The 12,903-nt window shown below is 62.9% G+C and carries 15 protein-coding genes; 5 read left to right on the top strand and 10 right to left on the bottom strand.

Features of this window, described 5'->3' with window-relative positions; all coding sequences use genetic code 11:
• Positions 1–880: 880 nt before the first annotated feature.
• From N6L27_RS09480 to N6L27_RS09470, 3 genes are all read right to left on the bottom strand, one after another.
• Positions 881–1,600 carry a trypsin-like serine peptidase gene (locus tag N6L27_RS09480; RefSeq protein WP_271907003.1) on the bottom strand — a complete coding sequence of 240 codons (720 nt, stop codon included), beginning with the start codon at positions 1,598–1,600 and terminating at the stop codon, positions 881–883.
• Positions 1,601–2,100: 500 nt separating this feature from the next.
• Entirely contained in the window at positions 2,101–2,829 is a 729-nt protein-coding gene (gene arsH, locus N6L27_RS09475; protein ID WP_442915744.1) for an arsenical resistance protein ArsH, read from the bottom strand.
• Positions 2,822–3,286: a hypothetical protein gene (locus N6L27_RS09470; RefSeq protein ID WP_039185713.1), complete on the bottom strand. Its 465-nt coding sequence runs from the start codon at positions 3,284–3,286 to the stop codon at positions 2,822–2,824. Before N6L27_RS09470 ends, arsH begins: the two co-directional genes overlap by 8 nt.
• A gap of 372 nt (positions 3,287–3,658) precedes the next feature.
• On the opposite strand from N6L27_RS09470, the gene N6L27_RS09465 reads away from it, so the two are divergent.
• Positions 3,659–4,264: a thymidine kinase gene (locus N6L27_RS09465; protein ID WP_271907001.1), complete on the top strand. Its 606-nt coding sequence runs from the start codon at positions 3,659–3,661 to the stop codon at positions 4,262–4,264.
• Positions 4,265–4,301: 37 nt separating this feature from the next.
• On the opposite strand, the gene N6L27_RS09460 is transcribed toward N6L27_RS09465, so the two are convergent.
• The 5 genes from N6L27_RS09460 to N6L27_RS09440 form a co-directional block, all read right to left on the bottom strand.
• Entirely contained in the window at positions 4,302–5,255 is a 954-nt protein-coding gene (locus N6L27_RS09460) for a 2-hydroxyacid dehydrogenase (RefSeq protein WP_271907000.1), read from the bottom strand.
• A 1-nt stretch (position 5,256) separates the two neighbouring features.
• Positions 5,257–5,595, bottom strand: a complete 339-nt coding sequence (locus N6L27_RS09455) for a tRNA-binding protein (RefSeq protein ID WP_271906999.1) — start codon at positions 5,593–5,595, stop codon at positions 5,257–5,259.
• A complete protein-coding gene (gene proC / locus N6L27_RS09450) occupies positions 5,588–6,403 on the bottom strand; it encodes a pyrroline-5-carboxylate reductase (RefSeq protein ID WP_271906998.1) in 816 nt (271 codons plus the stop codon). Before proC ends, N6L27_RS09455 begins: the two co-directional genes overlap by 8 nt.
• A gap of 40 nt (positions 6,404–6,443) precedes the next feature.
• Positions 6,444–6,944, bottom strand: coding sequence for a YbjN domain-containing protein (locus N6L27_RS09445; protein ID WP_039185723.1), 501 nt, complete (start codon positions 6,942–6,944; stop codon positions 6,444–6,446).
• A 296-nt stretch (positions 6,945–7,240) separates the two neighbouring features.
• Positions 7,241–8,317, bottom strand: a complete 1,077-nt coding sequence (locus tag N6L27_RS09440; protein ID WP_271906997.1) for a DUF2652 domain-containing protein — start codon at positions 8,315–8,317, stop codon at positions 7,241–7,243.
• Between the two features lie 109 nt (positions 8,318–8,426).
• Here N6L27_RS09440 and sigZ point away from each other — a divergent pair, with 109 nt between their 5' ends.
• The gene (gene sigZ, locus N6L27_RS09435; RefSeq protein ID WP_271906996.1) at positions 8,427–8,969 is read left to right on the top strand and encodes an RNA polymerase sigma factor SigZ; all 543 of its coding nucleotides are present in this window, start codon (positions 8,427–8,429) and stop codon (positions 8,967–8,969) included.
• 67 nt (positions 8,970–9,036) lie between these two features.
• Positions 9,037–9,747 (top strand): glutathione S-transferase family protein, encoded by a 711-nt coding sequence (locus N6L27_RS09430; RefSeq protein ID WP_271906994.1) that lies wholly within the window; start codon positions 9,037–9,039, stop codon positions 9,745–9,747.
• 41 nt (positions 9,748–9,788) lie between these two features.
• Here the strand turns inward: N6L27_RS09430 and N6L27_RS09425 are convergent, their stop codons facing one another.
• The gene (locus tag N6L27_RS09425; protein WP_271906993.1) at positions 9,789–10,340 is read right to left on the bottom strand and encodes a 2OG-Fe(II) oxygenase; all 552 of its coding nucleotides are present in this window, start codon (positions 10,338–10,340) and stop codon (positions 9,789–9,791) included.
• Between the two features lie 239 nt (positions 10,341–10,579).
• A complete protein-coding gene (locus tag N6L27_RS09420) occupies positions 10,580–10,825 on the bottom strand; it encodes an accessory factor UbiK family protein (protein ID WP_019296037.1) in 246 nt (81 codons plus the stop codon).
• Between the two features lie 111 nt (positions 10,826–10,936).
• Here N6L27_RS09420 and lgt point away from each other — a divergent pair, with 111 nt between their 5' ends.
• Positions 10,937–11,836, top strand: coding sequence for a prolipoprotein diacylglyceryl transferase (gene lgt, locus N6L27_RS09415; RefSeq protein ID WP_271906992.1), 900 nt, complete (start codon positions 10,937–10,939; stop codon positions 11,834–11,836).
• Positions 11,833–12,900 (top strand): class I SAM-dependent methyltransferase, encoded by a 1,068-nt coding sequence (locus N6L27_RS09410; RefSeq protein WP_271906991.1) that lies wholly within the window; start codon positions 11,833–11,835, stop codon positions 12,898–12,900. Before lgt ends, N6L27_RS09410 begins: the two co-directional genes overlap by 4 nt.
• The last annotated feature ends 3 nt before the right edge of the window (positions 12,901–12,903 follow it).

The following is a 12,903-nucleotide window of genomic DNA, read 5'->3' as shown; positions in this document are numbered from 1 at the left end:
ATGCCCCGAGGGTTTCCTCGGGGTTTTCTATATCTGCGACGAAAGCCCAATAGGGACACTACATTTCGTTGGTTTCGCTAGCATTCAGTTGCGAATAATTGTTGACGAACACACAATCTTGTGGAATACACTGTGGGTAACACGAGATCTTCTGCAAATATGGCAGAATCTGTGCGCATCCCTCTTGACATGCACCTAACAAGCGTCAACCATATCTGGTATGACATCTCTGGATTCGAAACGCCGTCGAAGTGTGCAGACTTCGACGGCGCCAATCCAAGGATCAGCAATCACCGGAAGGTCATCGCGGAAGTACCCGGTTTGCAACCCAAGTGAATACTACTTGGGCAGGTACAGTCAAGATGGCCTTCGTTTATAATGATGAAGAAAGGCCTATCAGATGGCTGTGCAAAGATACTATGTGAACAGAAATGCTCAATCAGACGGGGTTCATGAAGTTCACGTCGACAACAACTCTTGCCCCTATCCTCCGCAACCCGAAAACCGCATCGATCTTGGCTGGCACAACACGTGCCAAGACGCGATCAATGATGCTCGCATCCGTGGTTACGCGCCCTCAGATGGTTGCTACTGGTGCAATAGGAGCTGCCACACGAGGTAACAATCATGGCAACAAATCCTCCCAAAGGCGACGGCAAACGTATCGGAGCTGTTCGTGGCCGCTCTCAAACCCAAGCTCCCAACGGAAACTGGGTTAAACGCGACACAAAGACTGGCCGTTTCATGGATCAGAAAACGTCCAGCAAGACACCTTTCAAAGGTGTTCGCAAAGAGAAGTGAGTAAAGCCCCGGGAAGTACCGGGGCTTTTTTGCTGTTCACGTGCGGATCAGCCCGGTCCGGACCGGGGAATGACCCGCCTCACCCCGCCTCCCGCATCAGCGCTTGCAGCTCATGGCCCAGCGGTGCAGCCAGCGATACGCCCCGGCCGCTCATCCGCGCCTTGGAGGAAATCACCGACACAAGCTTTGGCAGCCGCCCCGGACGGGTTTGCAGCACCGGCGAGCCGGAGGCTCCGAAATCGACCCGGCAGGTGGTGATAACCGAGGCCTGGCGTGCGGCGATCACCTGGCAGGCACTTTGCAGCCGGGGTGAGGTGGCATGGTTGTGGGAATAGGACATCACGTCCACCTGCGCGCCCTTTTGCGGGGCCGCGGCCAGCGACAGCGGGCGGATGACATCGCCGCTGATGGCCCGGTCCAGCCGCAGCACGGCGATGTCGGTGCCGGTCTGGAACTGACTGGTCTGGCCATGGCGGTAGCCGGGATGGATCACCGCTTTGGCCACCTTACGCGCTGCGGTGGACTGGCGGCCGTTGAGGCCCGCCTCAAACTTGATGCTGCGCGGGTTCACCTTGCGGCCATGGCGGATGTCAAACATGCAATGGGCCGCCGTCAGCACCAGATCCGGTGCAATCAGCGTGGCGGTGCACATGGCCCTGCCGCCGATATTCAGACGGCCCACTGCCTGCCAGCCCGGAACCGTGTGCACTGCGGCCCCCTGCCCCCCTGCGGCGGCGCTGCCTGCGTTGCAGACGCTGGCGATGGCGATGGCGGCGGCGAATCCAAGCAGTCGTTTCATCTCACTCACTCCATATTCCCACATTGCCAATGTCGGTGAGCTGTGAGGCTGGAATGGGGCCTGCTGCGGTGCCGTGCAGGCAGAAAGATGTGCAAAATAAGACAGGGTTACCAGTGTCTTAACAGGCGGTTGTTTTGCCGCTGCCGCTGCGTGTAAACCCCTTATTTACTTAACGGGTGCCCTCAAATTTCGGAAAAAACCCCGAAAAACACGGGAAAATCCGATCTGTTTCGTTAGGAGGAAAATCCGTGGTTTTCGCTGGTTTCACGCATTTCCCAGCACCGCCGGTAACACCGCAGCCCAATTACGGCGCAATCAAGCCTTAACAACCCGCTAATGCGCGGCATCCGGGCCCGCCCAAATGCTTAACCGCCGGCCACACCTATGGGATGAGCACAGAGGCAAGCAGCTCTCCCATGCTGCCCGGCATGATCCGCAAACAAAGAAGCCCCGGCACTGCCGGGGCTTTGTGAAGCTGGTTGCAGGCAAACGCGCTCCGCTTACTTCTGCGAGACCCGCTTGTGCACCTCTTCCGCGCTCTCCACCCGTTCAGAGTAGCGGTCCACCAGGTACGCCTTGCGGCCGCGCACCAGCCAGGTGAATTTCACCAGTTCTTCCATCACATCCACCAGGCGGCGGTAGAACGGGCCGTCTGGCAGGCGCTCGCCTTCCTCAAACTCCAGCCAGGCCTTGGGGATCGAGCTTTGGTTCGGGATTGTCAGCATCCGCATCCAGCGGCCGAGGATGCGCATCTGGTTGACGGCATTGAAACTTTGCGACCCGCCCGACACCTGCATCACCGCCAGCGTCTTGCCTTGGGTGGTGCGGATGCCGCCCTGCAGGGACAGCGGCAGCCAGTCGATCTGCAGCTTCATGATGCCGGTCATTGCGCCGTGGCGCTCCGGGCTGGACCAGACCATGCCCTCGGACCACACCGCCAGCTCGCGCAGCTCCGCCACCTTGGGGTGCTCCGCAGCGCCCGCATCGTCGGGCAGCGGCAGGCCGGACGGGTCGAAAATCCGCGTCTCACAGCCCAGGGCGCGCAGCACCCGCGCCGCCTCTTCTGCGGCCTTGCGGGAGTAGCTCACCGAGCGCAGGCTGCCGTACAGCAGCAGGATGCGCGGCGGGTGGCGCGGATCACCGGGTGCGGCCAGCAAGTCCACGTCAGCCGGATGCAGCTGATCCGCCGCTATTCCGGGCAGATCGCTCAAGTCAGGGCTGTCAGGCACTTTCTTCTTCCAGGTGCAGCTTCATGTCCAAGAGCACCTGCTGCAGCAGCACCGTTTCACGCAACAGGCGCTTGGCCTCGTTGACGGTGATGATGCCGTCTTCCATCGCGGCCTGGTATTCGCACATCAGCTGGGCAAACCGCTGGCTGAGGGCAATCACATCCGAATTGACGCCGCCGCTGCGGCCGGTTTCCTCAGCACTGCCGTTGCCATTGTAGGACAGCGTGATGTTCTTCAGATCCGCCAGCGCCGAAGTCACATGCGGATAGGAGGCCGCGCTTTCCAGCTTGGCTACCGCATCCACCGGCATGAACCGGTCGGCATGTTCGGCATTGTCCGAATAATACCGGCCCAATGTGGCCTTGGATTTGCCGGTGATCTGGCAGGCAGCTTCAATGCCCACATCCTTGACCAGCGCCTCGGTGTGCTTTTTCAGATACGTCCCGATTTCCGCCATAAATTTCCTGCCTGGCTTGACCCGCCGTGCCCCCATGGGGAACGAACCAGTTAATTTCCCATATCCGAGTTGTAGAGGAATTGCGATACCTTATCCATCCCTCAGGTTTTCAGGGATTTAGCAAGTGACATGGTGCAATTGGCATCTGTTGTCCAGTGCAAAGCAGGATGGGTGAGTGACGTCCTGCCTTTCAGGGTAATTGGTCTGCCCGGAACTTGTGCTCTCCGGGGCAAATGGCGTTGGCCGCCAAAAAGGGTTTTGTTCCACCCTGGCCGCGTCTGCCCCGGGGGGCCTTCCTGCGCCCCGGCTGATCCGCCGCACCGCCCAAGAAACCGGTTTCCCCGGCGCCCCCTTGCGGGTAAACCCGCCGCCATGGCCAAGCTCTATTTCAACTATTCCACCATGAACGCGGGCAAGTCGACGGTGCTGCTGCAGGCGTCGCACAATTACCGCGAAAACCATATGGAAACCTACCTGCTGACCGCCCGGCTGGACGACCGCGCAGGCACCGGCAGAATCGCGTCGCGCATCGGCATCGGCGAGGAGGCGGACATGTTCTCTGCCGGCGACGATCTCTATACACGTATCGAAGCGCGCCTGGCCCGCGGCCAGCTGGCCGCGATTTTTGTCGATGAGGCGCAGTTCCTGGAACCGGAACAGGTCTGGCAACTGGCCCGCGTGGTCGATGACCTGCGGGTGCCGGTGCTGGCTTACGGGCTGCGGGTGGATTTCCAGGGCAAACTTTTCCCCGGCTCCGCCACCCTCCTGGCGCTGGCCGATGAAATGCGCGAGGTGCGCACCATCTGCTATTGCGGCAAGAAGGCCACGATGGTGGTGCGCCAGGACGATCAGGGCCAGGTGCTGACCGAGGGCGACCAAGTGCAGATCGGCGGCAATGAAACCTATGTCTCGCTCTGCCGCCGCCACTGGCGCGAGGCTGTGGGCGATACCCCCAAAGACAGAACAGCCGCCCCGTAGGGCGGCTGCATCATTCCGGCCGCACGACCAGCTTGGCTTAAACCCGGTTTGGCAATTCAGCCCCGCCCAGATAGGCGGCGACATTATCCAGCGCCATTTGTCCCATGTTGCTGCGCACCTCCTCGGTGGCGGTGCCCAGGTGCGGCAGAAGGGTGGCATTATCCAGATCGATCAGCGCCTGCGGCACCTTGGGCTCGAACTCATAGACGTCCAATCCAGCCCCGCCGATGCGGTTGTTTTGCAGCGCGTCGATCAGCGCCGCCTCCTCCACCACTTCGCCGCGGGCGATGTTGATCAGATGCGCATGGGACTGCATGGCGTTCAGCACCTCGGCGTTGATCAGATGCGTGGTCTCAGGCCCGCCCGGCACAGCCACCACCAGGAAATCCACTTCGCCCGCCATGGCAATCAGGCTCTCGGCCCGGTCCGCCGGGAAGTCCAGCTTCTTGGGGGAACGCGCCACATAAGACACATCCATGCCGAACCCGAAATGGCAGCGCCGCGCAATCGCCTGGCCGATCCGGCCCATGCCCGCGATACCGACGCGTTTGCCGGTGGCGTGCAGCCCCAGCATCTGGGTCGGGTGCCAGCCCTTCCAATCGCCCTTGCGCAGCATCCGCTCGCCCTCGGAAGCGCGGCGCGCCGACATCAGGATCAGCGTCATCGCGATATCCGCGGTGGCATCGGTCACCGCGCCCGGGGTGTTGGTCACCTCGACACCCGCCGCCCGCGCGGCCTCGACGTCGATATGGTTGTAGCCGACGCCAAAGTTGGCCAGCAGCTTGCAGCGGGGCGTGCCCGCCTTGGCAAAAATCTCTGCCGTGAACTTGTCGCCCAGCGTCGGCACCACGATGTCGAACTCGGACAATGCGCGCAGCATCTCCGCCTCAGACATCACCGCGTTGGTCTCGCGGATTTCCAGATCGGCAAACGCCTCCCGCGCCCGCGCCGTGACTGCTGCCGTCATCGGCCGCGCAATCCAGATTTTCATTTCAGTGCATCCTCCCGCCCAGCGGGACCTGTCCATCGGGGCCCGCCAGGAATATCTCTCCGTTTTCATCCGGCAGGCCCAGCACCAGGATCTCTGACATGAACGTGCCGATCTGCCGCGGCGGGAAGTTTACGACGGCCAGAACCTGCTTGCCCACCAGCGTTTCCGGCATGTAATGCGCCGTAATCTGCGCTGAGCTCTTTTTTACGCCAATATCCGGCCCGAAATCGACCCAGAGCTTGATTGCCGGCTTGCGCGCCTCGGGAAACGGCTCCGCACGGATGATTTCACCGACGCGGATGTCAACCTTCATGAAGTCGTCGAAATTGATCTCAGCCACGCGACAGCTCCTTGGAGCGGTTGGCGGCCGCAGCCACTGCCCGGTTCAGCAGCGCCGGGAAGCCGTCATCATCATCCATCAGCACTTCCAAAGCGGCCTGGGTGGTGCCGTTGGGGCTGGTCACATTGATGCGCAGCTGGCTGGGGCTTTCCTCTGCCGTCTCCGCCAGCGCGCCGGCGCCCGCGACGGTTGCCTTGGCCAGCTGCATCGCCAGTTCGGCGGGCAGCCCCTGCGCCTCGCCCGCGACGGCCAGCGTTTCGATCAGGTGGAACACATAGGCGGGACCGGAGCCGCTGACGCCGGTGACCGCATCCATCTGGCCCTCATTGTCCAGCCGCACAACCTGACCCACGGCCTTCAGCAGCCCTTCGGCCCGGTCGAGGTCGGCGTCGCTGGTGTGGCTGTTGCCGATAATGGCGGTAATGCCGCGGCCAACCGCGGCCGGCGTGTTCGGCATCGCCCGCACGATCGGCGACTGCGCACCCAGCACATCCTCAAAGGTTGCAATCGAGGTGCCTGCCGCCACTGAGATGAACAGAGTGGAACCATTGCCGTAGCTCTGCAGCGTGGGCAGTGCTTCGCCCATCATCTGCGGCTTCACCGCGATCAGGACGATTCCCGGCGCCGCGGGCAGCTCTGCGTTGATCTGGACGCCGGTGCCCTTCAGCCAGTCCGACGGGTACGGGTCAATCACCCAGACCGAGGATGCGGGCAGTCCGCCCTCCAGCCAACCGGCCAGCATCGCCGATCCCATCTTGCCGCAGCCCAGCAGCACCAGGCCGCGTGCAGCGATATCCTGCATATCCATGTTTCGCCCCTCCCCTTGGTGTCAGGTTCAGGGCACAGGTTTACGCCCGGCCGTAGGCCTCTGCAATGGCGACCTGCATCGCCTCCTGCGGGCTGCGCTGGCCCCAGACCGCCAGCTGGATCGCCGGATAGTAGCGCTCCGCATTGGCGACGGCTGCATTCAGCATCGCATCGATCTGCTGCGGGCTGGCCATCTGGCCGCCGGACAGCATCAGACCATAGCGGAACAGCATCAGCTTGTGGTCTGCCCAATAGGTGAAGGAGCCCTCCCAGCACTGGTCGTTCATGCTGTTGATCAGTTCATACAGCCGCGGCAGCTCCGCCTCCGGCGGCTCCATCTCAAAGCTGCAGACCAGCCGCAGGCATTCCTCATAGCCCGACCAGGCCAAGGTCAGCGAATAGGTGCGCCACTGCCCTTCCACGGACATCGCGATCTGATCGTCCCCGACCCTGTCGAAGTCCCAGTCGTGGTGCGACGCCAGATGCTCAACAATGTCGATCGGATGGACGTCTTCTTCCAGGTGAAGCTCGGATAGTGCCATGATGCCACCTCTCTTTTTGCCTAGCACATCAGGGCACATAGGCACCCTATAGCTAGGTTTTTGTGCTATGGGCCGGGGAGGCATCCCCGCTCCCATACTAGATATGGTGGAGCCGAAAAGGTGATCTGGCAACCCTTTATTTTGGGGATATCTGCAATAACTTGTGGATGAACAATCCACAGCCCCCTAAATGCCGGCCGCACGACTATGAAACGGGCGGCTGCAAAGGTAAAGCCCGGACAACCGCCCGGGCCCTGTATTTTGTGCCCTAATCTGCACATTGCGCATTGCCGGGATCAGGACAGCCGCGACACCTGCGGATCCATCGCATCAAAGGACACCGGCCAGAATTCCGACAGGAACCCCACTGCCTCTTGCTCTGACACCTCCGACCGGTTACCCGCAGTGTCATAGGCCCGGCCGATGGTATAGCGCAGCGCGGTCCCGACCCCGTCCGGCGTCAGCTGGTAGGTTTCGGGCAGTTCGATGCCTTCGCGGCCCGGATCCTTGATCCGGGTGGAGAAATACTCAAACGGCTGCCAATCGGTAACGCGGTAGACAAACTCGGCCAGCGAATGGGCGCAGTGATAAACCGATCCCGGCCCCAGGCGGCCTTGCGGATTCTCCATTCGCATCGCGCTTACCTGATCCATCCACCGCAGTTTGAACTCCGGCGCGGTCAGTGCTTCCCAGACCAGCTGCGGCGCAGCGTCGAACCGGCGCCGGTAGGTCCAGACCCCGTCGGCCTCCTCCAGGAAATCCCGCGCCTGCCCGGCGCGGAAGTGCTCCCAGGCGCGGGCCAGGTCATAGACCTGCATGGTGACATCGCCGAAATGCTCGATGGCCTGCGAATAGGGCTGCATCGCTGCCTGCAGCTGCATCGCCTCTACTGCCGCATCGCTGAACAGCGCATAGCTGCGCACGCCGGTTTCCGCCGCAGCCTCTGTCTTGGTCATCCGGTGCACCAGGATCACGTCGGCCCCGGACAGATCCTTGACCGGCCCCACCTGCATCTCCTCAAAGGCGCCGTAGTGTACGATCACCTTCAGATCCAGCCCGCCCGCATTGGCGCAGGCACGGCAAGGGCATGTGGTGTTGGCGACGATATCCTGCCGCCGTTCGGCAAAGGCATTGTACAGATTCTCGCAGAACGTCAGCAGCAGATCGCCGGAGACCAGCTCAGCCCGGGATGAATAGGCCAGCACCGCGTCGCCTTCCAGCTTCCAGAAGTGCAGCGGCGCGCCAACCTGCTCCGCCACCGCCTGCAGCAGCGACTGCAGGATCGGATTGGCGTGGTCCAGCTCAGATGAGGTCAGGAATTGCGTGTACCCGGAAATATCCGCTATCAGCATATAGCCGTTTTGTGCCGTCATTGTTCCCATCCCCCGTTCAACACACATGGGCGCCGGTTGCACCGGCATCCCGCGCCAGTATAACAGAACACATCAAAATTTGCGCATATCTCCTTGCGGAGGCCCGGAAATGACCATCGAAGACATCTGGCCCCAGTACCGCAGCCGCCTGCGTGCCTTCCTGCGCTCCCGGGTTTCAAACCCCGAAGATGCCGAAGACCTGCTGCAGGAGATCTCGATCAAGGTCTTCACCGGCCTGCCCGCACTGGAAGACAGCGCCAAGCTGAAACCCTGGCTGTTCCAGACCGCCCAGCGCACGATCATCGACCATTACCGCAAAGGCGCCCGCGCCAAATCCGTCCACCCGGACGACCTTTGGTACACCAGCGATGATCCCGCAGTGCGCCAGGACCTGGAGCATTGCGTTGAACCGTTCATCCAGTCCCTGCCTGCGGAAACCGCCCGTATGCTGACCGCCATCGACCTGCAAGGCATGTCCCAGCAAAGCTACGCCGATCAGCAGGGACTGCCCTACTCTACCCTCAAATCGCGGCTGCAAAAGGGCCGCAAGGAACTGCGCAAGGCCTTCGAGGACTGCTGCAACTTCTCGCTGGATGCCCGCGGCAGCATCGCGGAATACGACCAAAAGTCAGATACTTGCAAAAAATGTTAGGCTGACCTTCGTCTTTTTCCCGTGGCGCGCGTCTTACAGGCGAAACCATCGGAAAAAGGACAACACGATGATCCGTATAATCAGCTTCAAGATCTGCCCGTTTGTGCAGCGGGTAACGGCCCTGCTCGAAGCCAAGGGCCTGCCCTATGAGATCAGCTACATCAGCCTCAGCGACAAACCGCAGTGGTTCCTCGACGTATCCCCTACCGGTCAGGTGCCGCTGCTGGTGACAGCAGGCGGGACCGCGCTGTTTGAATCCGACGCCATCACCGAATACCTGGACGAAATCTCCGCCCCGCTGCAGCCCGGCCTGACGCCCGAACAGCGCGCCCTGAACCGCGCCTGGAGCTATCAGGCCAGCAAGCACTACCTGGTGCAATGCTCCGCCATGCAAAGCGCGGACAGGGCAACTTGGGAGGAGCGCAGCGCCAAACTCGCAAAGGCTTTTGAAAAAGCGGAGGCCCAGTTGGACAGCGGGCCGTCTTTTGCGGGCCGGGTGCTTGGCAACGTCGATATCGCCTGGCTGCCGCTGCTGCACCGCGCTGCCATTGTTGCAGAGCACAGCGGCCACGACATGCTGGCCCCATTCCCCAAGGTCAAAGCCTGGCAGCAGGCGCTGCTTGCCAGCGCCGTCCCGCAAAAGTCAGTACCGGCGGACTTCGAACAGAAATTCGCTGACTTCTATCTTGCAGACCGCACTTGGCTGGGCCGCGGTGCCAACCTGAACGAAGCGCCTGCGGAGCAAAAGGCGGCCGCCAGCAGCGGCTGCTGCGGCTAAGCAACTGACCGGCCGGCGTCCTTCGCCGGCCGGCCCTAGACTCAGCGGAAGGCCGGCCCGTGCGCCCAGACGGTCAGCGACTTGCGCTCGCCGCGGGTGACCGGCGTCACCTGGTGCAGCAGGAAGCTGGGAAACACCGTGGCGCTGCCCTGCACCCGGCTGGCGGCCACCACATGGGCGCCCGGCATGATCTCCAGATCGCCGCCGTCATAGGACCCGGGCTTGCTCAGCTGCACCACCAGGCTCAGCTTGCGCTTGCCAGCCACCGGGCCGTCGCCGATGTCGGAATGCCAGGCGAAATGGCCGCCGTCCTTGGACTTGTAGCTGGCCGCCTGCGGGCTTTCGGCAAACTCGCGCAGGTCAAAGCCGAACCGTTCCTTGTTGGCGCGCCGCACCACTGAGATCAGACGGTCCATCACCCAGCCGGTGCCCGGCACATCGTCCAGCCACACCACGCTGCCCCGGCGCAAGTTGTGATCCCGGGTCTGGCCGACCAGCAGCGCCTCGCTGTCGGGCGCCTCCTCCGCCTTGCGGATGATCTCCGCGCATTCCTGCGTGCTGAACGCCCCCGGCACCGTATAGACAGACACCATGCTGTGATCCCTCTGATGAAGCTGAGGCAGCATGTACCGCAGGCCCCGCAAACCGCTGCGCAGTTTTCGACCCCGCGGACAGAAAGCGACCCCTTTTTTTACGTCAGGCGCGGCAAGGCAGCCAGGAGCGCGGCGCAGTCAGGCACGAGGCAAAAGAAAAGCCCGCCGCAGGTTTCCCCTGCCGCAGGCCGGAACACGAAACACTGCACGGCGGGCGACCCGCCTGCCAGCGCCTTAGCTTACTTCTGCGCCGCCTCCAGCGCGTCCAGACGGGCCTTCAGCGCCTCGTTCTCCTCGCGCGCCTTCTGGGCCATCGCGCGCACCGCGTCGAATTCCTCGCGGGTGACGAAATCGCGGTCGGCCAGCCAGCGGTCGATCATGCTCTTCAGCGCGGTGTCCGCCTCATCCTTGGCGCCCTGGGCCACGCCCATCGCATTGGTCATCAGCTGCGAAATATCGTCCAGGATCTTGTTGCGGGTCTGCATGTTCTTCTCCGTCTCGGGGTTGCCTCCTATATGGGGAAGCACGCGCGCGGCTGCAAGCCGTTGACTTCCCCCCGTTGACTTCTCCCAAAGACCAAAGGCATTCAGTCGCACATGCAGGCCATGATCCAATTCCCCGACCTCTCGCCCGAGATTTTCTCGATCGCCATCGGCAGTTTCGAATTTGCCCTGCGCTGGTATGCGCTGGCATATATCGCGGGCATCGTCATTGCCTGGCGCCTGGCGGTGGCCGCCCTGCGCCGCCCCGCGCTTTGGCCCGCCAGCCAGCCGCCGATGAAACCGCAGCAGGTGGAGGATCTGCTGACCTGGATCATCCTTGGCGTGATCCTCGGCGGACGGCTCGGCTTCGTGCTTTTCTACCAGCCAGCCTATTACCTGGCGAACCCTGCGGAGATCCTGAAAATCTGGCAGGGCGGCATGGCCTTTCACGGCGGTCTCATCGGCGTGATCGCCGCCTCCTGGATCTACGCCGCGCGCCACGGCATCCCGCGCCTCCAAATGGCCGATCTGGTGGCTCATACCGTGGCACCGGGCCTGCTGCTGGGACGTCTCAGCAATTTCATCAACGCCGAACTTTGGGGCCGCCCGACGGACCTGCCCTGGGGAGTTGCCTTTCCCGGCCCAGCAGCGCAGGACTGCGTCCAGGCCCTGGGAGAGCTTTGCGCCCGCCACCCCTCACAGCTCTATGAGGCGCTGATGGAGGGGCTGATCCTCGGCGCCCTGCTCCTGTACCTTGCCTGGCGCCGCGGCGCCTTTCACACACCGGGCCGCCTTTTGGGCATTTTCCTGGCAGGCTACGGCCTCGCCCGGTTTATTGTCGAGTTCTTCCGCCAGCCCGACGCCCAGTTCGTCACCCCCGGCAATCCGTTGGGGCTGGCCTGGCAGATCGACGGCATCGGCCTTACCCAGGGCCAGGCTTTGTCGCTGCCGATGATCGCGATCGGTCTCTGGTTCCTGCTGCGCGCCCGTCAGGCCGCCCGGAGCACGGCATGAGCCTGAGGGACCACCTGACCGCCCGCATCCGCGCAAACGGCCCGATCTCTGTGGCCGAGTATATGGCCGACTGCCTTCTGCACCCGCAGTTCGGCTATTACACCACCCGCGACCCGCTGGGGACCAAGGGGGATTTCACCACCGCGCCGGAGATCAGCCAGATGTTCGGGGAACTGCTGGGCCTTTCCCTCGCCCAGTCCTGGCTCGACCAGGGATCGCCCGCCCCTTTCACGCTGGCGGAATTGGGACCGGGCCGCGGCACCCTGATGGCCGACCTGTTGCGCGCCACCCGCGGCGTGCCGGGCTTCCACGCTGCCATGCAGATCCATCTGGTGGAAGCCTCCCCCGCCCTGCGCGATGTTCAGGCCAGCACGCTGCAGGGTTATGCGCCCGTATGGCTGGACAGCGTGGAGACCCTGCCGGACCAGCCGCTGTTCCTGGCCGCCAATGAATTTTTCGACGCCCTGCCCGTCCGCCAGTTCCTCCGCGCAGGTGACGGCTGGAGCGAAAAACGCATCGGCCTGCAGGACGGCGCGCTTGCCTTCGGCCTCAGCCCCGCCGCACCGCAGCACGCGCTGCAGCACCGGCTGGAAGACACAAGTGACGGCGATCTGGTGGAACTCTGCGAGGCCGCTGCCCCGATCACCCAATGCATTGCCGCCCGAATCGCCGCTCATGGCGGCGCCGCGCTGATTGTGGACTACGGTGACTGGCGGGCGCTTGGAGATACGCTTCAAGCCCTGCGCGCGCATGAACCCGCCGATCCGCTGCAAGCCCCGGGCGAGGCCGATCTGACCGCGCATGTGGACTTCGAGGCGCTGGCGCTGGCCGCAAAAACCGCTGGTTGCGCCTTTACACGCCTCACTCCGCAGGGGGTGTTCCTGGAACGGCTCGGCATCACCGGCCGCGCCCGCGCCCTGGCCGCGCCGCTTCAGGGGGAAGGTCTGGAAACCCTGATCACGGCACATCGGCGGTTGACGCACCCCGATGAAATGGGAAACCTGTTCAAAGTGCTCGGCCTTTATCCTTCGCAGGCCGCCCCTCCGCCAGGATTGAACCCATGATGG

Source organism: Leisingera sp. SS27, assembly GCF_028368855.1.
Taxonomy (GTDB): Bacteria; Pseudomonadota; Alphaproteobacteria; order Rhodobacterales; family Rhodobacteraceae; genus Leisingera.
The sequence above is the reverse complement of the archived record's forward strand: the minus strand, read 5'-3'. Positions and strand labels throughout refer to the sequence as shown.

Bases quoted from the DNA above. Each gene is read 5' to 3' on its own strand.
- N6L27_RS09470 (WP_039185713.1), bottom strand. From the start codon at position 3,286: ATGGCGGAAATCGGGACGTATCTGAAAAAGCACACCGAGGCGCTGGTC.
- N6L27_RS09425 (WP_271906993.1), bottom strand. From the start codon at position 10,340: ATGGTGTCTGTCTATACGGTGCCGGGGGCGTTCAGCACGCAGGAATGC.
- N6L27_RS09465 (WP_271907001.1), top strand. From the start codon at position 3,659: ATGGCCAAGCTCTATTTCAACTATTCCACCATGAACGCGGGCAAGTCG.
- sigZ (WP_271906996.1), top strand. From the start codon at position 8,427: ATGACCATCGAAGACATCTGGCCCCAGTACCGCAGCCGCCTGCGTGCC.
- N6L27_RS09410 (WP_271906991.1), top strand. From the start codon at position 11,833: ATGAGCCTGAGGGACCACCTGACCGCCCGCATCCGCGCAAACGGCCCG.
- lgt (WP_271906992.1), top strand. From the start codon at position 10,937: ATGCAGGCCATGATCCAATTCCCCGACCTCTCGCCCGAGATTTTCTCG.
- N6L27_RS09480 (WP_271907003.1), bottom strand. From the start codon at position 1,600: ATGAAACGACTGCTTGGATTCGCCGCCGCCATCGCCATCGCCAGCGTC.
- N6L27_RS09460 (WP_271907000.1), bottom strand. From the start codon at position 5,255: ATGAAAATCTGGATTGCGCGGCCGATGACGGCAGCAGTCACGGCGCGG.
- N6L27_RS09445 (WP_039185723.1), bottom strand. From the start codon at position 6,944: ATGGCACTATCCGAGCTTCACCTGGAAGAAGACGTCCATCCGATCGAC.
- proC (WP_271906998.1), bottom strand. From the start codon at position 6,403: ATGGATATGCAGGATATCGCTGCACGCGGCCTGGTGCTGCTGGGCTGC.
- N6L27_RS09440 (WP_271906997.1), bottom strand. From the start codon at position 8,317: ATGACGGCACAAAACGGCTATATGCTGATAGCGGATATTTCCGGGTAC.
- N6L27_RS09420 (WP_019296037.1), bottom strand. From the start codon at position 10,825: ATGCAGACCCGCAACAAGATCCTGGACGATATTTCGCAGCTGATGACC.
- N6L27_RS09430 (WP_271906994.1), top strand. From the start codon at position 9,037: ATGATCCGTATAATCAGCTTCAAGATCTGCCCGTTTGTGCAGCGGGTA.